The sequence below is a fragment of the Microbacterium schleiferi genome (assembly GCF_015565955.1).
GTDB classification, from domain to species: Bacteria; Actinomycetota; Actinomycetes; order Actinomycetales; family Microbacteriaceae; genus Microbacterium; species Microbacterium schleiferi_A.
Genome location: NZ_CP064760.1, coordinates 370,630 through 396,143 on the forward strand (window position 1 = coordinate 370,630; position 25,514 = coordinate 396,143).

Below are 25,514 nucleotides of genomic sequence, written 5' to 3' on the forward strand. Positions count from 1 at the left end.
GGTGTGATTCCTAGCGTCAGAGGTATGAAGATCACCACGACGCAGATGGGCTTGGCTGCCCGCGTAGAGAACCTCGGCAAGACGTATGGCACCGGGAGCGGAGCGGTCAGGGCGCTCGATGACGTCACAGTCGGCATCCGTCGCGGCGAGTTCACCGCGATCATGGGTCCGTCCGGCTCGGGCAAGTCGACCCTCATGCACATCATGGCGGGGTTGGATGCCCCCACCGCAGGACGGGTCTGGATCGGTGACACCGACATCACCGACCTCGGCGATCTGGAACTCACGATCCTGCGCCGGCGCCGCGTCGGGTTCGTGTTCCAGTCCTTCAACCTCGTTCCCACCCTGGATGCCCTGGGCAACATCCTGCTTCCGTTCGACCTCGACGGTCGGGCACCGAGCGTGCTGGAACGCTCCCGCATCGACGGACTCATCGATGCTCTCGGGCTTCGATCGCGCCTGAATCACCGGTCGCACGAGCTCTCGGGTGGCCAGCAGCAGCGTGTTGCTATCGCCCGCGCCCTGGCTACCGCGCCCGATCTGTTGTTTGCCGACGAGCCGACCGGAAACCTCGACTCGCGCTCGGGTCGTGAGGTCCTCGCGCTCCTGGCCGAAGCAAGCCGAACCCGCGGACAGTCCATCGCGATGGTCACGCACGATCCCGTCGCGGCAAGCCACGCCGATCGCGTCCTGTTCCTCGGCGACGGACGTTTGGTGGCCGACAAGCCCGCACAAACCGCTGAGCAGATCTCGGCACACATGTTGGCAGCTGACGCCGGTGGCCTCGAGCGTGAGACAGAGCGCACGGGGGTAGAGGCATGAGTGCCCTCGCGACATCCGTCGAGCCTGCGGCCTTCAGCGTGCGCCGAACACGCACCAGTCTCGCGTGGCTGCGCGAGCGCGGGATGGGGGCCAGCATCCTGGTCGCGGCGATCTCGACGGTGTTCGGGGTCGTCCTCATCGCCACGACCGACTTTCTGGCGGCGATGCTGCGCGCAGATCCCTACATCGGGGACAGCGGAACCCTCGCTTTCGTCCTCGGGTTCCTCACGCTGCTGCTCGTCGCGCTCGCGGTCTATGTCGCCGGCATCGTCACGGCCAATACGTTCGCGACTGTCGTCGCGGGGCGTGCCCGCCAGATCGCGCTTCTGCGACTGATCGGCGCCTCGGCGCGCTCACAACGCGCGCGGGTCGCCACGCAAGGCCTGGTCGTCGGCATCGTCGGCGCGGTGGCCGGCACGGTTCTGGGTATCGTCGTCTCTGCCGCCGGAGCGCAGATCGCGATCGTTCGACTCGGGCTGGATGCCGTGCATGTCGCTCCCGTCACGGTCTCGATGCTGCTTCCCGGCCTGATCGTGGCGCTCACGACCTGGCTTTCAGCGTGGATCGGCTCCCGGCGGGTTCTCGAGGTCACACCGCTTCAGGCCGTGTCGGGCTCGGTCCCGCTTGCAGCCGACGAGGTCGCCGCGCGTCGGGGCAGGCACGTGGTCGCCGGCATCCTGTTCGCCCTCGGGGCAGTTGCGCTTGCTGCGGGCATCTTGCTGGGTCTTGTCTCGCCGCTCGGCGTCGTTGTGGCCTTCTTCGGTGGGGTCCTCTCGTTCACCGGCATCACGATGGCAGCCCCGCTGGTCATGCCGCCGGCGCTGCGTCTGGTCGGACGCGCGTTCGGTCGGTCAGCTCCCGCCCGGCTCGCGGTGCAGAACGCCTACCGGAATCCGGAGCGCGCCGCCCGGACATCGATCGGCATCGTCATCGGTGTGACGCTCGTGACGATGTTCGCCGTGGCGATCGAGTCGGTGAAGGCGGTGCTCACGGCCAACGCGGGAGGCACGCTCGAGCCGGAGCTGGCCAGCATCATGGACACCTTCGCCGCGATCATGATGGGGCTCGTCGCGATCTCGGCGGTCATCGCGGGAGTCGGGCTCGTGAACCTCCTGACGCTCGGGATCATCCAGCGCACCCGGGAACTGGGGCTCCTGCGTGCCCTCGGGGTCTCGATCGCGCAGATCCGCCGGATGGTGCTGCTCGAAGCGGTCCACGTGACGGTGACCTCGACCCTGCTGGGCGTTCTGCTGGGCATCGCGTACGGCTGGGCGGGAGCCCAGTCGCTGCTGGGCAGCGTTCCCACGAGCCCCGACGGTCTCCTGCGCGCCGGCATCGTGTGGCCGGCGGTGCCGCTCGGGCCGCTCGTGGTGATCATTGCGGCAACGGCGGTGCTCACGGTTGTGGCATCGGTGACGCCCACACGTCTTGCCACGCGGGTCGCTCCCGTGGCGGCGCTGAGCGAGTAGCGGGTTACGCCGTGGCGGTCGAGTCCGAGTCCTCGGGGTCGGCCGTCGCGGCATCCGGATCATGTGCCCACGATGGCGCGATCTGACGGATGCGGGCAGCCCGCCACTGCCACACGGCCCACAGACTCGGCCACAGCACCGGCGCCGCGGCGCCGCCGATCACGAGGCGCTCGCGCCACAGGGTTCGGCCGTCCGGAAGGGGCGAGACCGCCATCTGGTGGTCCCACACATCGAGGACGGCGAGCGGACCGGTCAGGGGCATGCCCGAGTCGCGGATGATCCGCACCCGCACGCCGTCGAGCTCGCGCTGCGCATCCGTGATCGAGATGAGCTGGCGCCCGACCGGGATCAGGCCCGCGATGCTGAGCCCGACGGCGGCGTTCTGGCCGTGCTCCCACCGGGTCGGCATCGCTTCGAGCGGCTGCATGTCGAGGAACGGGCCATACACCTCGGCCAGTACCCGCGGGGAGTGCAGGGCGCGCCAGGCGGCGTCGGCATCGCAGTCGATCGTGAACTTGCTGAGCACGCGCATGCGGCAAGTCTCGCATCCGCCATCGCTTTACGCTGGACGGATGCCGTCACCGCTGGATCAGGGTCGTTATCAGGTACGTCTCGAGTGGGGACCCGCGGGCCGCGACCGCCTGGCACCGGCGCAGGTCACCGTGATCGTTGACGTCCTCGCCGACGCGGACTCCGCTGCCGACCAGATCGCCGAGAAAGCGGCGGCGGCGGGTAGCGTCGTGCTGCGCGGAGGGCTTCGGAACGCCTCAGCGATCGGTGAGGCCGTGTTGGCCGAGCAGCATCGGCGAGCCGAGCGCACGAGCATCGCCGTGATCGCCTGCGGCGGGGCGGATGCCGACGGCGCGCGGTTCGCCGTCGAGGACCTTCTCGGTGCCGGAGCAGTCATCGACGCGCTCGCGGCGCGCGGTATCGACCACACCTCGCCCGAGGCTGCCGCGGCATGTGAGGCGTTCCGGGGACTTCGTCCGGCGGTGCGCCATCTGCTGACGGCCAGCGGGACCGGGCAGGCTTGGCTTGACGCCGGACGCCGCGATGAGGTTCTCGCCGCGGCCTCGGTGGATGCCGATTCGCCCGCTTAGTGCTGAGCGAGCCGGAACATCCCCCAGCCGAGCACGATGAACCGGAACAGCTGAACGAACAGGTTCGTGCGGCGGCGCAGATCGGCATCCGTCGGCAGCGGTGCGGCATCGACCATCGCTTGGGCCGATGAATCCACGGGCGTGATCATCATGAGACTCCTTTCACCGCCGTGGCGGGGTCATTCCGGGATGAGATACCACAGCGGGTAGGCCTTGGCCTTGTACAGGAACGCCGTGTGCAGCATCCGCTTCAGCCAGTGCGCGGCCAGACCCACTTCGCCGGTCGTGTGGTCGGGGTCTCGACCGTGGGAGGTGGGCCGAGCCTCGAAGTCAGGGACGATCGGGGTCATGGTCATGGCGACGGCGCTTCCCCGGGCAAACCCGGTTCCGGTCGAGGCGATGCACGCGGCCGGCAGCTCCGCCATCGATGCGCCGTGGCGGGCGATGCTCGTGCCCGTCCTGATCATCTCGGCGATGTTCAGCGCGGCGGCCTTACCCATCGCGCCCGAGGGCATTCCCGTCCGCGGTGGCGCGGGCGCGATAGCGACACCCTCGGGTGTCGACAGCGGCTGCGAGATCGCGTGTGGGGGAGCGAAGGCGATCCCGACGGCGAACATGGTCGGGTATCCGGGCACCTGGTAGGTGGTCGGCCAGTCTTTCGCGGACCACTGCGCGTACGGCTTCGGCGAGTAATCGGCGTCGACCTTCATGAACCCGCTCGGGGCGAAGAACCGATCCGAGACGTCGTAGCCGTCGCGGTCGTACGCGGTCAGCGCGACTCCGCGAAACGGCGGCAGGAGCATCGCGAAGTCGAAATCAAGCGCCTGCGGCGAACCGTCCTCCTGCACGTAGCGGATCGTCTGGGGCTCGACCGCGGTCACGGCAGCGCGGGTGATTGCACGGATGCCGCGCTCGCGGAACAAGCTCGACATCCACTGCTGGCCTGGTATGTCGCCGCCCTTGGTGCGAAACGACATGCCGCCGACGCCGAAGTCGCCGAGTTCGGGCTCGTTGCTGAGGTAGACCAGCTCGGTGTTCTCGCGCACACCGGCCTGCGTGAGCTTCTGCTCGACATTGAACGCGTACTCGAACGCCGCGCCCTCGCAGGTGCACTGTCCGTGCCCGACACCGACGACGAAGCGCAGCCGTTCTCCAGCCCGGGCGCGCTCGATGGCAGCGTCGAGCTGCTCGGATGCGTCGGTGGCGTGCCCCGGGGTGCACACCGACACCGTGTAGCCGTTGTCGGGCCCGAGCCCCGGCGTGGCCGCGAAGTTCAGTGCGGGACCCGTGGCGTTGATGAGGTAGTCGTAGCGCAGCCGCTCGGTCTGGCCCGCACGGCCGGGTTCGGTGTACTCGATATCGACGGCGCCCTGGGCAGAGTCGCCGTCGCCATCGGGCCAGATCGCCGTGGCCTTGGCCTGGTGGAACGCGACCTTCTTGCGCTTCTAGACCGGAGCCAGCGGGAACACCACGGTGTCGCGGCTCATCCGTCCGACGCCCACCCAGATGTTCGACGGGATCCAGTTCCAGTTCGCGTTCGGCGACACGACGATGACGTCGTGTTCCTTCCCGAGCTTGCGACGCAGTGTCAACGCAGCGGTATGGCCCGCAACGCTGCGCCGAGAACGATGACACGTGACATCGTGTTCCTCGCTTTCCGGCCGCCATGGCCTTCACTCGCACGATACCCCGGGGGTACTAGCGAGATAGGGACTAAAGGCCGGAGAAAAGAGGATCCGGTGCTTCAGCGCGGGGTCATCGCCGCCAGGCGCACGGATGCCGGGATCTCGCGCTTGGACCAGGTGAGCAGGTAGCGCTCATCGAAGCGGGGCGCGCAGCGCGCGCAGGAGGTCTGCCGGCTGGCCCGGCGGTGGCGATAGGCGACGTGCCCCGACGGGCACACCCCGACCCACGGCGCGAGTTCTGTTGCCGTCTCCCCGTGGTGGGTCGTGCCGCCGACATAGCCGAGGTCGCGCGCAATCGCCTTCCACCGCGGGCCGTGACCGGCCGCAGCGCCGGCGAGCGCATGCGCGACCTCGTGCAGGAGCGTCTGGTGGTTGGTGTCGTCGTCGTGGCGGGCGGCCAAATAGCGCGACACCGTGATGCGTTTACGCGTGAAGTCGCACAGGCCCGCACGGCGCTTCGCGTTGTCGAAGCCGAATGTCCATTCCGGACTCAGGTGCGCCGAGAGCAGGGCCTCGGCCCAATGGCGAACGCGGTGCAACTCGGACATGACGACAGCGTAAGCGGAGGGTCGGACACCGGCCGGTCAGCTTGCGACGGCCGCGCCGGCCTCTGCCCGGCGACGCTCCGCAGCGTCGATCGCGAGAAGCGTCGACTCGAGCTGGTCATCCGGTGTCGCCGTGCTCTGACGGGCGAACAGTGCGCGTTTGAAGTCGGCGCGCGCAGCGTCGAAGTCGCCGGCGTCGTAGTGCACCTTCCCGCGGTGCTGGTAGGCGAAGGCGGCGATCGAGGCCCATCCGGCACCTTCGGCCTCGACGGCGCAGGTCGTGAGCTCTTGCTCGGCTGCCGCGAGAGATCCGCGGAATTGCAGCACCGTCGCGTGCAGGATGCGGGCGCGCAGCAGGTCTTTGCGTGTTCCTGCCATCCGGGCCGTGCGCACCGTCTGATCGGCGATCTCGAGCGCGTCATCCAGGCGGTCGAGGACCTTCAGCAGCCACACCCGTTCAAGCAGGGCCGGGAGTGAGCGCTGATCGCCGAGTTCATCGAGGCGTTCGCGGCAATCGCGCGGGTTGACCACTTCACGAAGCGTGACGGGGTCGTAGCCGTGGATATAGCTCACTCGCGCTCCTTCCCGCAGGCGGTGATCGCCGCGGTCAGGCCGCCAGATCCCGCATCCTCGCCGCACCTCGCCCCACACGCGATGCGCTTTCATTGTGGCCGCGATGGCGCGCGGCGCCGGTTTCCCACGCCGTCAGCGGTCGAACAACGAGGCCGAGGGTGCCGGCGACGCGACGGCGTCGGCGTCGGTGACGATGCGCGCCCCAGCGACGAACGCGTCGACTTCCGCCCCCTGAGCCACCTTCGCGGGGTGCGGACCGGCGGCCATCAGCCGAGGGAGCCAGTCGGCCTTCAGCGGCGCTCGGGAAGCCGCGATCACGATGTTCCCGAAGCGCCTCCCCTTGAGTACTTGAACCTCCGCGAGGAGCGCGACGTGGGGGAGTTCGCTGCGAATGGTTGCGCTTTGACGGCGCGCGAAGGCGAGCCCGGGGCCGTCGGCGACATTGACCAACAGCACGCCCGAGTCGGTGAGGTAGCGCGCCGCGAGGCGGTAGAACTCGACACTGGTCACGTGCGCGGGTGTGCGAGCGCCGTGGAAGATGTCTGCGACCACGAGGTCTGCCTGACCGCGGATGCCGGTCGGCATCCGTTCGAGCACATCGCGCGCGTCGCCCGTTCGGGTGCGGATGGAGCCGCCGGCGCGCGATCCGGCAGGCAGCGGCAGGTGTTCGCGAACGAGCGAGACCAGCGCGGGTTCGAGTTCGATGACCTGCTGACGCGAGCCCGGCCGGGTTGCGTCGATGTAGCGCGCAAGAGTGTAGGCGCCGGCGCCGAGGTGGATGGCGGTCAGGGGCGCCCCCGGATCACCGAGCTGATCGATCACCGCGCCCATCCGTGCGACGTACTCGAAGTGGAGATGGGTCGGGTCGTCGAGGTCGACATGGGACTGCGGTGTGCCGCCCACCTCCAACTCCCACCCGGTGGCGAACGCCGACGGCAGGATGCGCGCCAGAGACCCATCCGACAACCGCACCTGCGGCGGCGGGGCTTCGACGTGCGCTCGGGCCACGCCTCCACCGTAGACCGGCGTACCGTGGTCGCATGAGCGCCATCGATCTCAACGCCGATCTCGGCGAGACGGTCGACGGGGTGCCGACAGCCGATGACGAGGCGCTGTTCGCCGTCATTTCCAGCGCGAACGTCGCGTGCGGGGGTCACGCCGGGGACGTGCGCTCCATGGCCGAGGCCGTCGAGCGTGCCGCGCGCTTCGGTGTGGCGATCGGCGCCCATCCCTCCTACCCCGACCGACCCGGATTCGGGCGGCGGCCCCGTGCGATGGCGGCGATCGAGCTTCGGACGGCAGTGCTCGCGCAGCTGGATGCGCTGGCGGACGTCGGCGCCGACATCCGTTACGTCAAACCCCATGGCGCGCTCTATCACGCCGTGACGACGGATGCCGCGCACGCGGCGGCGCTCGCCGCGGCTGTGTCGGAGCTATCAGTCCGGCTCGGTCGCCGCGTGCCGATCCTGGGGATGTCGGGGGAGATCTCGACGGCCGCCGGTGAGCTCGGTCTCGAGGTCGTCGAGGAAGCGTTTCTCGACCGCGGATACACCCCGGGCGGGACCCTCGTTCCCCGCGATCAGCCCGGCGCCCTCGTCGAGGATCCGGCTCTGGCGGCCTCCCGGGCCGTGAGCTTGGCCCGGGAGGGCACGGTCGTGGCGGTCGACGGAACGAGCGTGGCGGTGACAGCTGCCTCCCTCTGCGTGCACGGTGACTCGTCGGCGTCGGTCGCGGCCGCTCGGGCCGTGCGCGCGGCGCTGGAGGCGGCATCCGTGACGGTGCGAGCGCCGTGGTGATCAGCCCCACGGTCCGGCTCTTCGGCGACACGGGACTGCTCGCCGAGGTTCCGGATGTGCTCGGCTCGGCCGAGGCGCTGCGGGTCGTGATCGCCCTCCGGGAGCGGCTCGAGCTCTCCCGCCCCGACGGTGTCGTCGATCTCGTCCCCGCCGCACGGACCGTCCTGGTGCGGTTCACGCCGAGTCGGGTCGCGGCGTCCGTCGTCCGCGCCTGGATCGAGAAGTCCCTCGCCGACGCGCTCGCCGCCGCGACGCCCGAGGCATCGCCGCAGCCCCCGCGCCCGGCGACCCGGACATCGAGATCGGCATCCGGTATGACGGGCCAGACCTCGAGGAGACCGCGGCTCTGCTCGGCATCCGTCCCGCCGACCTCGTGTCGGCGCACCTGGCCGCCACGTGGACCGTCGCGTTCACGGGCTTCGCGCCCGGGTTCGGGTACCTCGTGAGCGAGGACTGGCCGTTCGAGGTGCCCCGCCTCGCGTCGCCGCGCACGCGTGTGCCGGCGGGCTCGGTCGGCCTGGCGGGGAGCTTCTCGGGCGCCTACCCGCGGTCGACCCCCGGCGGCTGGCGGCTCATCGGCGCCACATCCGCACCGCTGTTCGATCCGGATGCGGCATCCCCGGCCCTCCTGCGCCCCGGCATACGCGTCCGATTCCGCGCGGAGGCCGACCTTCCGGCCGGCACGCGCGGCAGCTCTGCGCATCAGCGCCGCCCAGATGCTCCGGACCCGCACCGGACCGCCGCTCACGGGGGACCCGCCGAGCGCGTGCTGCGGATCGAGGAGCCGGGACTGCTCGCAACGATCCAGGATGCCGGGCGCCCGGGTGTCGGGTCGCTGGGAGTCTCGGTGTCAGGCGCGCTCGATCGCACCGCGCTCCGCACCGCCAACCGGCTGGTCGGCAACCCCGAGGATGCAGCGGGCCTGGAGATCACCGCCGGCGGCTTCGAGGCCGAAGCGCTCACCGACGCCTGGATCGCCGTGACCGGCGCATGGGGTGCCCTCACGATCGACGGACGGGACATCGATCACGGCATCGCGCAGCTGTGGCGGAGGGGGGAGCGCCTGCGGGTGGGGTGGGTCTCGGCCGGGGTCCGCGCGTATCTCGCCGTCCGGGGTGGAATCGAGGCCCCGCGCGTTCTCGGCTCGGCCGCCACCGACACGCTCGCAGGCCTCGGGCCCGCACCGCTTCGTGCCGGCGCCGTGCTCGCCGGCGGGTCGGCCGAGACCGGCGACGTCCCGGCATCCGATCTTGCGCCGTGGAGCCCGCCGCCCCCGGACCTGGTCATCCGCCTCGTTCCCGGGCCCCGCGCTGACGCCTTCGCCCCCGCGTCCGAGAAGGCGCTGTTCGAGGCGACGTGGACCGTCGGTGCGGCAGCCGACCGGGTCGGCATGCGGCTCGAGGGGCCGCGACTGCAGCGAACGGATGCCGCGGAGCTGCCGAGCGAGGGGATGGTTCCCGGGGCTATCCAGGTGCCCCCGTCGGGCTCGCCGACGATTTTGCTCGCCGACGGACCCGTGACGGGCGGCTACGCGGTCATCGCGACGGTTCTGGATGCCGACCTCGACCTGCTCGGCCAAGCGGGGCCCGGCACAACCGTGCACTTCCGGCACGCGCCTCGCTACTGAGAGCGCACTTTATACCGCACCGATTTCGACTCGTCAAGAATCCCGCTGGACACGGCGTGCCGGAACGCGTATAGTTGGTGGTTGCGCTCTTGGATTCCCCCTGCCCTCATATGGTGGTCGGCTGTGCCTGCGTGTCCCCGCTCGATGCGGTGCGAGACGCGCGGGTTTTCGGGGAGGACCGAACGCTTCACCTGACGACAAGGATAGTGCCCCGCCCGGGCCCACGGAGGTAATCCCCTTGGCTGCTGCGCGCAACGCAACCACCACCACATCCCTCAAGAACGGCCGCGGAGCATCCCGCCTCTCGTTCGCAAAAATCTCCGACACGCTGACGGTCCCCGACCTGCTGGCGTTGCAGACCGAGTCCTTTGATTGGCTCGTCGGAAACGAAACGTGGAAGGCCCGCCTCGCCGAGGCTCAGGCGGCCGGCCGCACCGATATCTCGGTTAAGAGTGGCCTCGAGGAGATCTTCGAGGAGATCTCGCCGATCGAGGACCTCAGCGAGACGATGCAGCTCTCGTTCACCAACCCCTACCTCGAGCCCGAGAAGTACTCGATCGAAGAGTGCAAGGAGCGCGGTAAGACCTACGCCGCGCCCCTGTACGTCGAGGCCGAGTTCATGAACCACCAGACCGGTGAGATCAAGACCCAGACGGTCTTCATGGGCGACTTCCCGCTCCAGACCGACAAGGGAACGTTCATCATCAACGGCACCGAGCGTGTCGTCGTCTCCCAGCTGGTGCGGTCGCCCGGTGTCTACTTCGACAAGACGCCCGACAAGACCAGCGACAAGGACATCGTCTCGGCGCGCATCATCCCGAGCCGCGGCGCGTGGCTCGAGTTCGAAATCGACAAGCGCGACCAGGTCGGCGTGCGCATCGACCGCAAGCGCAAGCAGTCGGTCACGGTCTTCCTCAAGGCGCTGGGCCTCACCAGCGAGCAGATCCTCGAGGAGTTCGCCGGTTTCGACTCCATCGAAGAGACCCTGTCCAAGGACACGATCCTCACGAAGGAAGATGCCCTCCGCGACATCTACCGCAAGCTCCGTCCGGGCGAGCAGGTCGCTGCCGAGGCCGCTCGCGCGCTGCTGGACAACTTCTACTTCAACTCCAAGCGCTACGACCTCGCCAAGGTCGGTCGCTACAAGATCAACCAGAAGCTCGGCCTGTCGGGTCCGCTCAGCGACTCGGTGCTCACGGTCGAAGACATCGTCGCGACCATCAAGTACCTCGTCCGCCTGCACCGCGGTGACGAGAGCTTCGAGGGCATGCGTTCGGGCAAGCCGGCCACGATCCGCATGGACATCGACGACATCGACAACTTCGGTAACCGTCGCATCCGGGCCGTGGGTGAGCTCATCCAGAACCAGGTCCGCACGGGTCTGTCGCGCATGGAGCGCGTCGTTCGCGAGCGCATGACGACGCAGGACATCGAGGCGATCACGCCGCAGACCCTGATCAACGTGCGCCCCGTCGTCGCCGCGATCAAGGAGTTCTTCGGAACGTCCCAGCTGTCGCAGTTCATGGACCAGAACAACCCGCTCGCGGGTCTGACCCACAAGCGTCGCCTGTCGGCCCTGGGCCCCGGTGGTCTGTCCCGTGAGCGCGCAGGCGTCGAGGTTCGTGACGTCCACCCCTCGCACTACGGCCGCATGTGCCCGATCGAGACGCCGGAAGGCCCGAACATCGGCCTGATCGGTTCGCTCGCATCCTTCGCGCGGATCAACGCGTTCGGGTTCATCGAGACCCCGTACCGCAAGGTCGTCGCGGGGCGGGTCACCGATCAGATCGACTACCTCACCGCCGCCGAGGAGGACGACTTCATCGTCGCCCAGGCCAACGCGCCGCTGAAGGCCGACGGTCACTTCGAAGAGACGCGCGTCCTGGCCCGCTCCAAGGGTGGCGAGGTCGAGCTCGTTCCCGCCGAGGACATCGGCTACATGGATGTCTCGCCGCGCCAGATGGTGTCGGTGGCGACCTCGCTCATCCCGTTCCTCGAGCACGACGACGCGAACCGCGCCCTCATGGGTGCGAACATGCAGCGTCAGGCCGTGCCGCTGCTGCGCAGCGACTCGCCCGTCGTCGGAACCGGTATGGAGCGCTTCGCTGCGATCGACGCCGGTGACGTCGTCACCGCCAAGCGCGCCGGTGTTGTCATCGAGGTCTCGGCGGATGTCGTCGCCGTGCAGACGGACGAGGGCGGGATCGACGAGTACTTCCTGCGCAAGTTCGACCGCTCCAACCAGGGCACGAGCTACAACCAGCGCGTGATCGTCGAAGCCGGCGCCCGCATCGAGGCCGGCGAGGTCATCGCCGATGGCCCCGCGACCGAGAACGGCGAGCTGGCCCTCGGAAAGAACCTCCTCGTCGCGTTCATGACGTGGGAAGGGCACAACTTCGAGGACGCGATCATCCTCAGCCAGGACCTGGTGAAGGACGACACCCTCTCTTCGATTCACATCGAGGAGTACGAGGTTGACGCCCGCGACACCAAGCTCGGCAAGGAGGAGATCACGCGTGATCTCCCCAACGTCAGCCCCGACCTGCTGAAGGATCTCGACGAGCGCGGCATCATCCGCATCGGTGCCGAGGTTCGCCCCGGCGACATCCTCGTCGGCAAGGTCACACCCAAGGGTGAGACCGAGCTGTCGGCCGAAGAGCGACTGCTGCGCGCGATCTTCAACGAGAAGAGCCGTGAGGTTCGCGACACGTCGCTGAAGGTTCCCCACGGCGAGCAGGGCACGATCATCGCGGTCAAGGAGTTCAACGCCGAAGACGGTGACGACGAGCTCGGTTCCGGCGTGAACCGTCGCGTCGTGGTCTACATCGCCCAGAAGCGCAAGATCACCGAAGGTGACAAGCTCGCCGGCCGTCACGGCAACAAGGGTGTCATCGCGAAGATCCTCCCCGTCGAAGACATGCCCTTCCTCTCCGATGGCACGCCGGTCGACATCATCCTGAACCCGCTCGGTATCCCCGGCCGCATGAACTTCGGCCAGGTGCTCGAGCTCCACCTCGGATGGATCGCCAAGCAGGGCTGGAAGGTCGAGGGAAACCCCGAGTGGGCAGCGCGTCTGCCGGAGATCGCACGGGAAGCAGCCCCCGGCACGAAGGTCGCGACGCCCGTGTTCGACGGCGCGTACGAGTCCGAGCTGGCTGGCCTGCTCGACTCGACGCTGCCCAACCGTGACGGCGTCCGCCTGATCGACTCGACGGGTAAGACGCAGCTGTTCGACGGGCGCTCGGGAGAGCCGTTCCCGGCTCCCATCTCGGTCGGCTACATGTACATCCTGAAGCTGCACCACCTCGTCGACGACAAGATCCACGCACGCTCGACGGGTCCGTACTCGATGATCACGCAGCAGCCGCTGGGTGGTAAGGCGCAGTTCGGTGGTCAGCGCTTCGGTGAGATGGAAGTGTGGGCCCTCGAGGCCTACGGTGCCGCGTACGCGCTGCAGGAGCTCCTCACGATCAAGTCCGACGACATCCTCGGCCGCGTCAAGGTGTACGAGGCGATCGTCAAGGGCGAGAACATCCAGGAGCCCGGCATCCCGAGTCGTTCAAGGTCCTCATGAAGGAGATGCAGTCGCTGTGCCTGAACGTCGAGGTCCTCTCGGCCGACGGCACCGCGGTCAACCTCCGCGACACCGACGACGATGCCTTCCGCGCTGCCGAAGAACTCGGCATCAACATCTCCAGCCGCTTCGAGTCCTCGTCCATCGACGAGATCTGACCCGGCCAGGCAACACAGAATTCCGATACAGGAGAACTGAGAACTCGTGCTCGAATCAACAACTTTCGATCAGCTTCGCATCGGCCTGGCCACCGCAGACGACATCCGTCGTTGGTCCTTCGGTGAGGTCAAGAAGCCCGAAACCATCAACTACCGCACCCTCAAGCCCGAGAAGGACGGTCTGTTCGGTGAGCAGATCTTCGGCCCTCGCGGGACTGGGAGTGTGCGTGTGGCAAGTACAAGCGCGTCCGCTTCAAGGGCATCGTCTGCGAGCGCTGTGGCGTCGAGGTCACCAAGTCGTCCGTGCGCCGTGAGCGCATGGGGCACATCGAACTGGCTGCCCCCGTCACCCACATCTGGTACTTCAAGGGCGTGCCTTCGCGCCTCGGGTACCTGCTGGACATGGCGCCCAAGGACCTCGAGAAGGTCATCTACTTCGCCGCGTACATGGTCATCTCGGTCGACGAGGATGCTCGTCACCGCGACCTCGCGACGCAGGAGAGCAACATCCGTCTCGAGCTGAAGACGCTCGCCGACCGTCGCGACGCGCGGATCGCTGCCCGCCTCCAGAAGCTGGAGGACGAGCTCGCCGCGCTCGAGGCGGAGGGTGCGAAGTCCGACCAGAAGAAGAAGGTCAAGGACGCCGCCGAGAAGGACATGGCGCAGGCCCGCAAGCAGGCCGACGACCAGATCGCCAAGCTCGAGCGTGTGTGGGAAGAGTTCCGCACCCTCGAGGTCGGCTCGCTCAAGGCTGAAGACGAGATCTTCCAGGAGCTGCAGGACCGGTTCGGTCAGTACTTCGAGGCCCACATGGGCGCCGAGTCGATCCAGCGGCGCCTGGCCGCCTTCGACCTGGCTGCCGAGGCCGAGAGCCTGCACCTGCAGATCGCCGAGGGTAAGGGCCAGCGCAAGATCCGCGCGATCAAGCGTCTGAAGGTCGTCAACTCGTTCCTGCAGACCGGCATGAGCCCGGCATCCATGGTGCTCGACGTCGTCCCGGTCATCCCGCCGGAGCTTCGCCCCATGGTGCAGCTGGACGGTGGCCGCTTCGCGACCAGCGACCTGAACGACCTGTACCGCCGCGTGATCAACCGCAACAACCGCCTCCGTCGCCTGATCGACCTCGGTGCTCCCGAGATCATCGTCAACAACGAGAAGCGGATGCTGCAGGAGGCCGTCGACGCACTGTTCGACAACGGCCGTCGGGGTCGCCCCGTCACCGGTACCGGCAACCGTGCCCTCAAGTCCCTCAGCGACATGCTGAAGGGTAAGCAGGGTCGTTTCCGCCAGAACCTGCTCGGTAAGCGCGTGGACTACTCGGGCCGTTCGGTCATCGTCGTCGGCCCGCGTCTGCAGCTGCACCAGTGTGGTCTGCCCAAGCAGATGGCACTCGAGCTGTTCAAGCCCTTCGTGATCAAGCGCCTGATCGACCTCGGTCACTCGCAGAACATCAAGGCTGCCAAGCGCGCCGTCGAGCGTACGCGCCCCGAGGTGTGGGACGTGCTCGAGGAGATCATCCGCGAGCGCCCCGTGCTGCTGAACCGTGCACCCACCCTGCACCGCCTCGGCATCCAGGCGTTCGAGCCGCAGCTCGTGGAGGGTAAGGCCATCCAGCTGCACCCCTCGTGTGTGCAGCCTTCAACGCCGACTTCGACGGTGACCAGATGGCTGTCCACCTGCCGCTGTCGGTCGAGGCGCAGGCCGAGGCTCGCATCCTGATGCTCGCCTCGAACAACATCCTCAAGCCCTCGGACGGCCGCCCGGTCACCCTGCCCTCGCAGGACATGATCATCGGCCTGCACCACCTGACCACGGTCAAGGCGGGGGCAACCGGTGAGGGCCGCGTGTTCGGTTCGGTCTCGGAGGCGATCCTCGCCAAGGACGAGGGCACCCTCGACCTGCAGGCCAAGGTCCGTATCCGCGTTCCCGGCCTCACGTTCCTCGAGGGCGACGCCCCCGAGGGCTACGCGGATTCGGTCGACGAATCCGGCACTACGCGCCGGGGGCACGGGCTGCTGGATGCCTCGCTCGGTCAGGCGATCTTCAACGACGCGCTGCCCAAGGGCTACCCGTTCGTGCGTGAGCAGGCCGACAAGGGCAAGCTCAGCCAGATCGTCAACAAGCTGGCCGAGGAATACCCCAAGGTCGAGGTTGCTGCGACGCTGGACCGCATCAAGGACGCCGGTTTCTACTGGGCCACGCGCTCGGGTGTGACGGTGGCGCTCAGTGACATCCTCACGCCGCCGAACAAGGCAGAGATCGTCGCCGGCTACGAGAAGCAGGCCGCGAAGGTCCAGTCGCAGTTCGAGAAGGGCCTCACGACCGACGCTGAGCGTCGTCAGGAGCTCATCAAGATCTGGACGGAGGCGACCGACGAGGTCCAGAAGGCGATGCGCGCGAACTTCCCGGAGGACAACACCATCAACCGCATGGTGTCCTCGGGTGCTCGTGGTAACTGGCTGCAGATCCGGAACATCGCCGGTATGCGAGGCCTGGTGAACAACCCGAAGGGTGAGATCATCCCGCGTCCGATCATCTCCTCGTACCGCGAGGGTCTGTCGGTGGCGGAGTACTTCATCGCGACGCACGGTGCCCGTAAGGGTCTGGCTGACACGGCCCTCCGTACCGCCGACTCGGGCTACCTCACGCGACGCCTGGTGGATGTCTCGCAGGATGTCATCATCCGCGAGGAGGACTGCGGCACGTCCAAGGGCCTCGAGTTCACGATCGCTGCCCCCGGCTCCGACGGCAAGCTCGTCCGCGACGCGAACGTCGAGAACTCGGTGTTCGCACGCACCCTGGCCGCGGATGTCGTCACCGACAGCGGCGAGGTCGTGGCTGCCGCTGGCGACGACGTGGGTGACGTGCTCATCGACAAGCTGGTTGCTGCCGGGATCACCTCCATCAAGGTGCGCTCGGTCCTGACCTGCGACTCGGCTGTCGGCGTCTGCGCGACCTGCTACGGCCGGTCGCTGGCCACCGGCAAGATCGTGGACATCGGTGAGGCCGTCGGCATCATCGCGGCCCAGTCGATCGGTGAGCCCGGTACCCAGCTGACGATGCGTACCTTCCACACCGGTGGTTCGGCATCCGCCGAGGACATCACGCAGGGTCTGCCCCGTGTGCAGGAACTGTTCGAGGCCCGTACCCCCAAGGGAGCGTCGCCGATCGCCGAGTTCGACGGTCGTATCACGATCGACGAGACCGAGAAGTCCAAGAAGATCATCCTCACGCCCGACAACGGCGACGAGGCAGTGGTCTACCCGGTGCTCAAGCGCGCGACGCTGCTGGTCGAGGACGGCCAGCACGTCACGGTCGGTCAGCCCCTGCAGGTCGGAACGCTCGACCCCAAGGAGGTCATGCGCGTCCAGGGCGCACGCGAGGTGCAGAAGTACCTCGTGAACGGTGTCCAGGGCGTCTACCGCTCGCAGGGTGTGCCGATCCACGACAAGCACATCGAGGTCATCGTGCGCCAGATGCTGCGCAAGGTCACGGTCGTCGACCACGGCGACACGAAGCTGCTGCCCGGTGAACTGGTCGACTTCCGTCGCTACCAGGACATCAACCGCCAGACGGTCGCCGAGGGCAAGCGCCCGGCATCCGGCCGTCCGGAGCTGATGGGTATCACCAAGGCGTCGCTCGCGACCGAGTCGTGGCTGTCGGCCGCCTCCTTCCAGGAGACGACCCGCGTGCTCACGCAGGCTGCGATGGAGGGCAAGAGCGACCCGCTGATCGGCCTCAAGGAGAACGTCATCATCGGAAAGCTCATCCCCGCCGGAACCGGACTTGCGAAGTATCGCAACGTCGCGGTCGAGGCGACGGAAGAGGCCAAGAGCGAGCGGTACCCCAACCGCATCTTCGCCTCGGACGGCGCATACAGCGACGCCGACCTGAGCTTCGTCGACTTCGACAGCTTCTCGACCGACGACTTCACCGGCAACTACAACTGACGGTCGTCACGGTTACGGCAGGGCCTCGGGATTTCCCGGGGCCCTGCTCCTTTTCCGGGGGCTCGGATGCCTTGAGGGTTGTGCCGCCTGTATGAGAGTCCGGCTCCGCGGCGTGCCCGAGACTCTCGCTTCTGCTCGTGATTCCGGCTTCGCGGCGTGCCCTGCGCGGGGACATGCCCTCGCCGGCTGGCGCCGGCTCCTGCCAGACCCGGTGCCAGCCCCGCGCAGGGCATGCCGCTACGTCTTGGCTACGGGGAGGCATCGGGGAAAGTTGGCGCATGTTGTCGCGTACGGCGCGTTTGGTGACACATCGCGCCACCTTTTCGGCGCGTAGCGAGCGTTCCGGCCAGCTTCCCGGGCCGCCGCGTCGTACGGTTGCTGGCGGAGGTCACCATGGCTCGCGTTCCCGGTCGCGACAACCGCATCGCCATCCCCGTGATGGTGCTCTCGCTTGCCATCGTCGGGGCGCTCGTCTGGTTCGCCGTCCCCGCGATGCCGATCGTCGTGGCATGGGCGGGGGAACGGCAGGAAACGCCGCAACGATGCTCGCGGCAACCCCGACCCCGCATGTGGTCGTTGCCGAGGGACTCGATGTCTCCGCGTCCGACTGCCGCGACCTGTACCCCAACGACCTGTGGAACGAACTCACGTGGACATCCGACGCCATCCTGAGCCAGTCCACGGCGGGACCGGCGACGGCCATGACTGACCTCGTCACCGCGCTCGCGCCGACGGCGGCACGGACCTGCACATGGACCGACAGCAGCGGGCAGAAGGTCGTCACGACCTTTGCGACGGTCGCCGAGGATGCCGCCGGGATGGCGGAAGCCTCCCTGCGCGGGCAGGGTTTCGCCTGCACGACGACGGATGGCACTCTGGTGTGCGCCTCCGCAACCGATGCCGGCGACGAGCACCAGGCGGTGCACGGGTCGCTGTGGGTGACGACGGTGGCAAGCGCGTGGTACCCCGAGGACTATGACGAACGGATCGCGACCCACCTCTGGCAGTGACGTCAGCGGACCGGTGGTGCACCAGAACGGTCGTGGGGGGAACGATCTGAGCATCCGCGCGGCCTCGTTCCCCGGATCTGAACCAGGGTCGGGGTAGTCTGCGAGCCGAGGATCTACCTCGGGAGGAGTTTCGCATGAGTGACGACAAGCCCACACCCGGCGAGCCCGTGGAGGAACCGGTCGGCGAGCCTGTCGCCGAGGAGCCCCCTGTCGACGACGTCGTCGGCAGCGCGCGCGAGAGCCTCGCGGATGCCGAAGCCGCCGGTTCGCCGGAAACACCCGCGTCTGACCAGGAACCGGCAGCCGAGCCTGTCGTGGTCGAGCCCGTCGTCGTGGAGTCCGCGCCCAGCGTTGACGAGCCCGCGGTCGTCGAGACCGTCGCGGCGGAGCCCGTCGTTGTCGAGTCCGCGGCCGCGGAGACCGCAGCGCCCACCGAAGCGTACGAAGCCGCCGTTGTCGCAACCGCGGTGACGGCGAGCGAACCGGGCGTCGGCGCCTACGGTGCTCAGCCGATCTTCGTTCAGGCCCCCGAAGCGCCGCGTCCGCGCGGCAACCGCGCGGCAGCGGGTGCGATCGGCCTGCTCGCGGCGCTCTCGTTCGGGGTCCTCTACCTCGCGGTGTGGGTCGGCCTGGGACTGGTCGACGGTTCCGTCACCGTCAGCAGCATCGGGACCGCTCTGCTTGCCGCCCTCGCGACCTGGTCGCTGTGGGTTCCGGTCGTGGTGTTCTTCATCGCGTTCTGGCTGCTCGGTGCGATCATCAACCGCGGCCGCTGGGCGGCGTGGGTGATCTTCGGACTCCTCGTCGGTGCCGCAGCCTACGGTGGCCATCTGCTGGGGCAGCTCTTCCAGGCCCCGTTCTGGACCCTCACGGCCCAAGAGGGTGCCGAGCTCGTCGAGGGGCAGCTGCTCGCTCCGCTCGCGATCGCCGCCTTCATCATCGGCCGCGAGCTCACGATCTGGTTCGGCTCGTGGGTCGCCGCCCGCGGCAAGCGCATGACCGAGCTGAATGTCGAAGCGCGCCGCGAGTACGAGCGCACCCTCGAGGCGGGTCCGCAGCTGCACCAGTACTGAGCCGTACGCATCCGGTTCCGAGCGGACGAGTGGATCGTGAGTAGCGCTCGTCGAGCTGCGGCAACCGCGGCCGGCGCCGTGCTGTACGCCGCGGTTCTGATCGCGGCGTTCGGCATCGTGAGTCTCCTCCTCGATGAAGACGTGATCGTCACGCCCGGGCTCGGCCAGGTTCCCGGGGTGGTTGCCGTCGCGACCTCGCTTGCCGCGGTAGCCGGCACACTCTGGGCGCGGATGCCGGCGCCCGGCGTGTGGGGCACTCTCGGGTGGTCCGCCCTCGCTGCCTTCCTCGGGTATCTCGGTGGGCTGGGCGTGGCATCCGTCGTGGCCTCGGGGGATGCCGTGCTCGCGCTGTCGGCGGTCGGGCGTGCTGCGACGACCTGGCCCGGTCTCGTGGTCATTGCCGCCGCCGTCGTCGCTGCGGCAATGGCTGTCGCGGTGGCGCGCGGGGCAGACCAGAATGCCCGGTGGACGTGGGAGCGGGAGGACGAGGAATGACCGAGCGACACGCGCACGGTGCGAGAACGCCGCGGCGCGCGCAGGCTCCGGCGCTACCGTAGAGGGGTGGAGCGCTCGCTCGAGACGGAAGTGAGCCAGGCAGTGGATGCCTGGCTGCGCTGGCTTCCGCGCTGGGAGCCTGCGACGCACCGTGGGCGGGTGGCTCCCTGTCGACGGTGCTTCGGGTCGCCCATTCTGTCGGCCGCGGGGCTGGGCGCCGACGTTCCGCATGGCGTGCAGCACGGCCTGTCGACGCGCATCAAGACCATCGTCGATCACGCCGTCGCTGACTACACCGCCCAGAACCTTCCCATGCTGCAGGCCGAACTCGACCAGCAGGCGGCCCGCAATCGCGCGCGAAGCTACCGCCCGGCCGAAGGCCTGGAGCCGGAGTTCGAGGGGTTGCCCCTGGACCCCGATCCGGTTCCGGGAGCTCCGTTCCTGTTCACGATCTCGGGCCTTGCCGATGAGGCGGACGCCGATGTTCCGGCTCTCCCGCCCCTGAGCGCCGAAGCCAAAGCCGCCCTGCGCCAGGAGGTCGGTCTCGCCGACGACTACGCGAACATGATCGGTCGCGATGTCTGCACGATCCTGCTTCATCACCGGCTGCGCATCCAGCAGGGGTGAGTCAGTACGTCGAACCGCAGATCACGGCGATGCTCGATGACCTCGCTCGATCGCTCGACGCGCCGTTTGATCCTCGTGATGCCATCGGGGAGTGAGGGCTTCCGCTCGACGGGTCGCGTCCCTGGGGGACGCCGCCGCCTAGGGTGGATGCCATGACCGACGGCATCGCGGTGAACCAGGCGCTGATTCTGTTGATCCCCGTTTCGGTGACGGTGATCGCGCTCTACGTCTGGTGCGCCCTCGCGCTCGGTGCTGTCTTCGTGAAGTCTGGTGAGCCGCGCTGGAAGGCGTGGGTCCCGTTCGTGAATCTCGCCGCACTGCTCGTTCTCGGCGGAATTCCCGGATGGTGGGTCCTGCTGCTGCTTCTTCCGGGGTTGGGTGCGCTCATCGTCGCGGTTCTCGTCATCGTTGCAGCTCACCGGGTCAACCTGTCGTTCGGCTACGGGGGCGGGATGACGGTGCTGGCCGCCCTGCTGTTCCCGGTGTGGGCGACAGTCCTCGGCTTCGGTTCGGCGCGGTGGATCGGACGAGAAGGTCGCCGGCGCCGCGGAGCAGAACCGGACGCCACCGGCTTCGGCGCCCCCGAGACTCTCGTGACGGCGTCGCCGCCGCCCCCACCGGCACCGCCCGCGGTCTCGCCGTTCGCGCCGCCGCCGCTCGATCGTCCGGCGGTATCCGACGCTCATGTCGGCTCACTCGCGCGGGCCGAGCCCACTCCCGAGATCCGCTCCGAGCCCGCCGCTGAGAACCCTGCCGAGGACGAGTGGGACCTGCTCTCCGAGTTCACCGAGGCCGAGCAGAGCCCGCCGCCCCCGGTTCCCCCGTTGCCTCGACGCCGCCGCCCCCGGTCGCTGCTGCGGCGGGGGAGCGACCCGTCGCGGCATCCGTGCCCGCGCAGTCGCACGCTGACGACCCGGCGATCGCCGCGCCCTCGGGAGACCACGAGCCGGCATCCTCGCGCACGGGCGAACCGGCGGCCGTGCCCGAACCGTTCGCTCCGCCGGCGCGTGCGGCGCGCCCGGCCGAGACCGGCGCGACCGGGCTCGCTCCGTCGGGGAGCCGATCGACGATGTGACGGATGCCGTTCCCGGCGCTCCCGCGCCGGTGTCGGCCGTCAGCGGTCGCTCGCCCTATGAGGACGCGCCCCTGTTCCCGCCGGTCGCGGACGGGGAGCACTGGGCGACCGGGCCGGATGCGGAACCGTTCCCCGAGACATCCGGCGCCGTGTCGGCGATCGTCGGTTCTCCGGTGGCGGGCTCGCCGAGGATGGCCCGCTCGGCGGTATCGGCGTCTGCGGATGACGACGGCGATTTCGACGCGACGCTGCTGGCACACCGCAACCGGCCGCGGTGGTCGCTGGTGACGGCGGGCGGCGACGAATTCGCCTTGCGTTCGCAGGTCGTGATCCTCGGGCGACGCCCGTCCCCCGACCCGGCGCACTCCGGCGCCCAGCTCGTCGCGCTTGACGACGTGACGGTCTCGAAGACGCATGCTCGCCTCGAGCTGCGCGGCGACGAGTGGCACGTCGTCGATCTCGGCTCCACCAACGGCGTCGTCGTGGTCTCGGTCACCGGGACCGAGGTCGAGCTGGCCCCCGGGGGAGAAGCCCCAGCGGCAGAGCGCCTGCTTCTGGGCGACCTGGAGTTGCGGTTGGTCCGCGCGTCGCGTTGACACAGGGCCGGGCATCTGCCTGCGTTTGACCGACCTCTCACATCGCGCGTATCATTGATCGGGTGTGCGCCTGCGCGCCACTTGTGCTGCGCCGTGGCGTGGCTCGAGGAAAGCGCAGTCCGCGCATCAGGGAACGGCCTGCGAACAGGCCACCCCCACGGCATATCCACCACACGACTCGCGACAGACTTCTGGCGCGCCGGTGGATCTGTGGTGAAACCACGAGCTGTCACCGTGCAGCACAATCAAGGAGAGAACGTGCCAACCATTCAGCAGTTGGTTCGCAAGGGGCGGTCGCCGAAGGTCAGCAAGACCAAGGCTCCCGCGCTGAAGTCGAACCCGCAGCAGGCCGGGGTCTGCACCCGCGTCTACACCACGACGCCGAAGAAGCCGAACTCGGCGATGCGCAAGGTCGCTCGTGTGAAGCTGCGCAACGGCACCGAGGTCACCGCCTACATCCCCGGCGAAGGCCACAACCTGCAGGAGCACTCGCTCGTGCTGGTGCGCGGCGGCCGTGTGAAGGACCTTCCCGGTGTGCGCTACAAGATCGTCCGCGGCGCCCTGGACACCCAGGCCGTCAAGAACCGCAAGCAGGCCCGTAGTCGCTACGGCGCGAAGAAGGGCTGAGAACAATGCCTCGTAAGGGTCCCGCCCCGAAGCGTCCCGTCGTCAACGACCCGGTCTACGGCGCTCCCATCGTCACGCAGTTGGTCAACAAGATCCTCGTCGACGGCAAGAAGTCTCTCGCCGAGTCGATCGTCTACGACGCTCTCCAGGGCGTCGAGTCCAAGAACGGCCAGGACGCTGTTGCCACCCTCAAGAAGGCGCTCGACAACGTGCGCCCCACCCTCGAGGTCAAGAGCCGCCGCGTCGGTGGTTCGACCTACCAGGTTCCGGTCGAGGTCAAGCCGCACCGTGCGAACACGCTCGCGCTGCGCTGGCTCGTCAGCTACGCGAAGGGTCGTCGTGAGAAGACGATGACCGAGCGTCTGCAGAACGAAATCCTGGATGCCTCGAACGGCCTCGGTGCCGCGGTCAAGCGCCGCGAAGACACGCACAAGATGGCCGAGTCGAACCGCGCATTCGCCCACTACCGCTGGTAACACCCCTCTGCCGATCCCGCAGGCCACGAACCTGCGGGATCGGCAGAGTCCGCGACATCCCTCACCACACGTAAGGACACCCCGTGGCACAAGAAGTGCTCACCGACCTGAACAAGGTCCGCAACATCGGCATCATGGCTCACATTGACGCCGGCAAGACGACGACGACCGAGCGCATCCTCTTCTACACGGGTGTCAACCACAAGATCGGCGAAACCCACGACGGCGCTGCCACCACCGACTGGATGGAGCAGGAGCAGGAGCGCGGGATCACGATCACCTCGGCAGCAGTCACCTGCTTCTGGGAAGGCAACCAGATCAACATCATCGACACCCCGGTCACGTCGACTTCACCGTCGAGGTGGAGCGCTCGCTGCGCGTGCTCGATGGTGCCGTCGCCGTCTTCGACGGCAAGGAGGGCGTCGAGCCCCAGTCCGAGACGGTGTGGCGTCAGGCCGACAAGTACAACGTCCCCCGTATCTGCTTCGTCAACAAGATGGACAAGCTCGGCGCGGACTTCTACTTCACGGTCGACACGATCATCAGCCGCCTGAAGGCCAAGCCCCTCGTGCTGCAGATCCCGATCGGTGTCGAGAACGACTTCGTCGGCGTCATCGACCTCATCTACAAGCGTGCGCTGGTCTGGCCCGGTGACGCCAAGGGTGATGTGACGATGGGCGCCAAGTACGAGGTCCAGGAGATCCCGGCCGACCTCGTCGAGAAGGCAGAGGAGTACCGCGCGAAGCTTCTCGAGGCTGTCGCCGAGACCGACGACGAGCTGCTCGAGAAGTACTTCGGTGGCGAAGAGCTCACCCCGAAGAGATCAAGGGCGCCGTCCGTAAGCTCACGATCGCCGGCGAGGCCTACCCCGTCCTGTGCGGCTCGGCGTTCAAGAACCGCGGCGTGCAGCCGATGCTCGACGCTGTCGTGGACTACCTGCCCTCGCCCCTGGATGTGCCCTCGATCGAGGCGCACGACCCCAAGGACGAAGAGAAGGTCATCGAGCGTCACGCCGACCGCGAGGAGCCCTTCGCTGCTCTCGCGTTCAAGGTCGTCTCGCATCCGTTCTTCGGCCGCCTCACCTACATCCGCGTCTACTCGGGTCACCTCGACTCCGGTTCGGCCGTCGTCAACTCGACGAAGGGCAAGAAGGAGCGCGTGGGCAAGATCTTCCAGATGCACGCGAACAAGGAGAACCCGGTCGATTCGGTCACCGCGGGGCACATCTACGCGGTCATCGGCCTCAAGGACACGACGACCGGTGACACGCTCTCGGATGCCGACAACCAGGTCGTCCTCGAGTCGATGACCTTCCCGGAGCCGGTGATCGAGGTCGCGATCGAGCCGAAGACCAAGGCTGACCAGGAGAAGCTGGGTCTGGCGATCCAGAAGCTCGCCGAAGAGGACCCGACGTTCCGCGTCGAGCAGAACTCCGAGACCGGCCAGACCGTCATCAAGGGCATGGGCGAGCTGCACCTGGACATCCTCGTGGACCGCATGAAGCGCGAGTTCAAGGTCGAGGCCAACGTCGGCAAGCCGCAGGTCGCGTACCGCGAGACGATCAAGAAGACCGTCGAGCGTCACGACTACACCCACAAGAAGCAGACCGGTGGATCGGGTCAGTTCGCGAAGATCCAGTTCGCGATCGCGCCCCTCGAGGTCACGGCTGAGAAGATCTACGAGTTCGAGAACAAGGTCACCGGTGGCCGCATCCCGCGCGAGTACATCGAGCCGACCAACCAGGGATTCCAGGATGCGATGAACGTGGGTGTGCTCGCGGGCTACCCCATGGTCGGCATCAAGGCGACCCTGATGGATGGCGCGTCGCACGACGTCGACTCGTCCGAAATGGCGTTCAAGATCGCCGGTTCGATGGGCTTCAAGGAGGCCATCCGCAAGGCGAACCCCGTCATCCTCGAGCCGCTCATGGCGGTCGAGGTGCGTACTCCCGAGGAGTACATGGGCGACGTCATCGGTGACCTGAACTCGCGTCGCGGTCAGATCCAGTCGATGGAGGATGCCGCGGGCGTCAAGGTCGTCCGTGCCCTGGTTCCCCTGTCGGAGATGTTCGGCTACATCGGTGACCTGCGCTCGAAGACCTCGGGCCGCGCGGTCTACTCGATGGAGTTCGACAGCTACGCGGAGGTCCCCCGGGCCGTCGCCGACGAAATCGTCCAGAAGAACAAGGGCGAGTAATCGCCCACGGATGCCGCGCCCGCGGCATCCGGTTCTTCGG

General features: G+C 68.0%; 20 protein-coding genes and 5 pseudogenes. 18 read left to right on the plus strand and 7 right to left on the minus strand.

The window, feature by feature from the left end; genetic code table 11:
• Positions 1-24: 24 nt before the first annotated feature.
• Together IT882_RS01805 and IT882_RS01810 are read left to right on the plus strand one after the other, a co-directional pair.
• Positions 25-822, plus strand: coding sequence for an ABC transporter ATP-binding protein (locus IT882_RS01805; protein WP_195692917.1), 798 nt, complete (start codon positions 25-27; stop codon positions 820-822).
• Positions 819-2,291, plus strand: a complete 1,473-nt coding sequence (locus IT882_RS01810; RefSeq protein ID WP_195692918.1) for an ABC transporter permease — start codon at positions 819-821, stop codon at positions 2,289-2,291. Before IT882_RS01805 ends, IT882_RS01810 begins: the two co-directional genes overlap by 4 nt.
• A gap of 4 nt (positions 2,292-2,295) precedes the next feature.
• Here IT882_RS01810 and IT882_RS01815 read toward each other — a convergent pair whose 3' ends face one another.
• The gene (locus tag IT882_RS01815; RefSeq protein WP_195692919.1) at positions 2,296-2,823 is read right to left on the minus strand and encodes a hypothetical protein; all 528 of its coding nucleotides are present in this window, start codon (positions 2,821-2,823) and stop codon (positions 2,296-2,298) included.
• A 40-nt stretch (positions 2,824-2,863) separates the two neighbouring features.
• On the opposite strand from IT882_RS01815, the gene IT882_RS01820 reads away from it, so the two are divergent.
• Positions 2,864-3,391 carry a 2-phosphosulfolactate phosphatase gene (locus tag IT882_RS01820; RefSeq protein ID WP_195692920.1) on the plus strand — a complete coding sequence of 176 codons (528 nt, stop codon included), beginning with the start codon at positions 2,864-2,866 and terminating at the stop codon, positions 3,389-3,391.
• Here the strand turns inward: IT882_RS01820 and IT882_RS01825 are convergent.
• From IT882_RS01825 to IT882_RS01845, 6 genes are all read right to left on the minus strand, one after another.
• Entirely contained in the window at positions 3,388-3,543 is a 156-nt protein-coding gene (locus IT882_RS01825) for a hypothetical protein (protein WP_195692921.1), read from the minus strand. The genes IT882_RS01820 and IT882_RS01825 overlap by 4 nt on opposite strands.
• Before the next feature lie 27 nt (positions 3,544-3,570).
• Complete coding sequence (locus tag IT882_RS01830; RefSeq protein ID WP_229382242.1) at positions 3,571-4,614, minus strand: NAD(P)/FAD-dependent oxidoreductase; 1,044 nt, start codon at positions 4,612-4,614, stop codon at positions 3,571-3,573.
• A gap of 222 nt (positions 4,615-4,836) precedes the next feature.
• Entirely contained in the window at positions 4,837-4,983 is a 147-nt protein-coding gene (locus tag IT882_RS16190; RefSeq protein WP_229382243.1) for a hypothetical protein, read from the minus strand.
• A 152-nt stretch (positions 4,984-5,135) separates the two neighbouring features.
• Complete coding sequence (locus IT882_RS01835) at positions 5,136-5,624, minus strand: SprT-like domain-containing protein (RefSeq protein ID WP_195692922.1); 489 nt, start codon at positions 5,622-5,624, stop codon at positions 5,136-5,138.
• 36 nt (positions 5,625-5,660) lie between these two features.
• Entirely contained in the window at positions 5,661-6,194 is a 534-nt protein-coding gene (locus IT882_RS01840; RefSeq protein ID WP_195692923.1) for a tetratricopeptide repeat protein, read from the minus strand.
• A 132-nt stretch (positions 6,195-6,326) separates the two neighbouring features.
• The gene (locus tag IT882_RS01845) at positions 6,327-7,202 is read right to left on the minus strand and encodes a spermidine synthase (RefSeq protein WP_195692924.1); all 876 of its coding nucleotides are present in this window, start codon (positions 7,200-7,202) and stop codon (positions 6,327-6,329) included.
• A gap of 32 nt (positions 7,203-7,234) precedes the next feature.
• Here IT882_RS01845 and IT882_RS01850 point away from each other — a divergent pair, with 32 nt between their 5' ends.
• The 15 genes and pseudogenes from IT882_RS01850 (at position 7,235) to fusA (ending at position 25,474) form a co-directional block, all read left to right on the plus strand.
• The gene (locus tag IT882_RS01850; RefSeq protein WP_195692925.1) at positions 7,235-7,990 is read left to right on the plus strand and encodes a 5-oxoprolinase subunit PxpA; all 756 of its coding nucleotides are present in this window, start codon (positions 7,235-7,237) and stop codon (positions 7,988-7,990) included.
• Between the two features lie 56 nt (positions 7,991-8,046).
• The gene (locus IT882_RS16195; RefSeq protein WP_267490559.1) at positions 8,047-8,436 is read left to right on the plus strand and encodes a carboxyltransferase domain-containing protein; all 390 of its coding nucleotides are present in this window, start codon (positions 8,047-8,049) and stop codon (positions 8,434-8,436) included.
• Positions 8,322-8,561: pseudogene (locus IT882_RS16835) on the plus strand (carboxyltransferase domain-containing protein); the annotation flags it as partial. The gene IT882_RS16195 and the pseudogene IT882_RS16835, both read left to right, overlap by 115 nt.
• A gap of 69 nt (positions 8,562-8,630) precedes the next feature.
• Entirely contained in the window at positions 8,631-9,617 is a 987-nt protein-coding gene (locus tag IT882_RS16200) for a biotin-dependent carboxyltransferase family protein (RefSeq protein ID WP_418887803.1), read from the plus strand.
• Positions 9,618-9,855: 238 nt separating this feature from the next.
• Positions 9,856-13,349 (plus strand): annotated as a pseudogene (locus IT882_RS01860) (DNA-directed RNA polymerase subunit beta).
• Positions 13,350-13,395: 46 nt separating this feature from the next.
• Positions 13,396-17,299 (plus strand): annotated as a pseudogene (gene rpoC / locus IT882_RS01865) (DNA-directed RNA polymerase subunit beta').
• Between the two features lie 509 nt (positions 17,300-17,808).
• Complete coding sequence (locus IT882_RS01870) at positions 17,809-18,309, plus strand: hypothetical protein (protein WP_195692926.1); 501 nt, start codon at positions 17,809-17,811, stop codon at positions 18,307-18,309.
• A gap of 134 nt (positions 18,310-18,443) precedes the next feature.
• A complete protein-coding gene (locus IT882_RS01875; protein ID WP_195692927.1) occupies positions 18,444-19,382 on the plus strand; it encodes an ABC transporter in 939 nt (312 codons plus the stop codon).
• 36 nt (positions 19,383-19,418) lie between these two features.
• Positions 19,419-19,877, plus strand: a complete 459-nt coding sequence (locus tag IT882_RS01880) for a hypothetical protein (protein WP_195692928.1) — start codon at positions 19,419-19,421, stop codon at positions 19,875-19,877.
• 66 nt (positions 19,878-19,943) lie between these two features.
• Positions 19,944-20,599 (plus strand): annotated as a pseudogene (locus IT882_RS01885) (spermidine/putrescine ABC transporter substrate-binding protein).
• 57 nt (positions 20,600-20,656) lie between these two features.
• Complete coding sequence (locus tag IT882_RS01890; RefSeq protein WP_195692929.1) at positions 20,657-21,640, plus strand: DUF5684 domain-containing protein; 984 nt, start codon at positions 20,657-20,659, stop codon at positions 21,638-21,640.
• On the plus strand, positions 21,609-22,175 hold the full coding sequence (locus tag IT882_RS01895) for an FHA domain-containing protein (protein WP_229382244.1): 567 nt from the start codon (positions 21,609-21,611) through the stop codon (positions 22,173-22,175). The genes IT882_RS01890 and IT882_RS01895 overlap by 32 nt, the downstream gene beginning before the upstream one ends.
• Positions 22,176-22,433: 258 nt before the next feature.
• Positions 22,434-22,802, plus strand: coding sequence for a 30S ribosomal protein S12 (gene rpsL, locus IT882_RS01900; protein WP_013584051.1), 369 nt, complete (start codon positions 22,434-22,436; stop codon positions 22,800-22,802).
• 5 nt (positions 22,803-22,807) lie between these two features.
• Positions 22,808-23,278 (plus strand): 30S ribosomal protein S7, encoded by a 471-nt coding sequence (gene rpsG, locus IT882_RS01905; RefSeq protein WP_195692930.1) that lies wholly within the window; start codon positions 22,808-22,810, stop codon positions 23,276-23,278.
• A gap of 83 nt (positions 23,279-23,361) precedes the next feature.
• A pseudogene (fusA, locus tag IT882_RS01910) lies at positions 23,362-25,474 on the plus strand (elongation factor G).
• The last annotated feature ends 40 nt before the right edge of the window (positions 25,475-25,514 follow it).

Bases quoted from the DNA above. Each gene is read 5' to 3' on its own strand.
- IT882_RS01810 (WP_195692918.1), top strand. From the start codon at position 819: ATGAGTGCCCTCGCGACATCCGTCGAGCCTGCGGCCTTCAGCGTGCGC.
- IT882_RS01850 (WP_195692925.1), top strand. From the start codon at position 7,235: ATGAGCGCCATCGATCTCAACGCCGATCTCGGCGAGACGGTCGACGGG.
- IT882_RS01825 (WP_195692921.1), bottom strand. From the start codon at position 3,543: ATGATGATCACGCCCGTGGATTCATCGGCCCAAGCGATGGTCGATGCC.
- IT882_RS01835 (WP_195692922.1), bottom strand. From the start codon at position 5,624: ATGTCCGAGTTGCACCGCGTTCGCCATTGGGCCGAGGCCCTGCTCTCG.
- IT882_RS01875 (WP_195692927.1), top strand. From the start codon at position 18,444: ATGAGTGACGACAAGCCCACACCCGGCGAGCCCGTGGAGGAACCGGTC.
- rpsG (WP_195692930.1), top strand. From the start codon at position 22,808: ATGCCTCGTAAGGGTCCCGCCCCGAAGCGTCCCGTCGTCAACGACCCG.
- IT882_RS01815 (WP_195692919.1), bottom strand. From the start codon at position 2,823: ATGCGCGTGCTCAGCAAGTTCACGATCGACTGCGATGCCGACGCCGCC.
- IT882_RS01870 (WP_195692926.1), top strand. From the start codon at position 17,809: ATGGGCGGGGGAACGGCAGGAAACGCCGCAACGATGCTCGCGGCAACC.
- IT882_RS01890 (WP_195692929.1), top strand. From the start codon at position 20,657: ATGACCGACGGCATCGCGGTGAACCAGGCGCTGATTCTGTTGATCCCC.
- IT882_RS01805 (WP_195692917.1), top strand. From the start codon at position 25: ATGAAGATCACCACGACGCAGATGGGCTTGGCTGCCCGCGTAGAGAAC.
- IT882_RS01820 (WP_195692920.1), top strand. From the start codon at position 2,864: ATGCCGTCACCGCTGGATCAGGGTCGTTATCAGGTACGTCTCGAGTGG.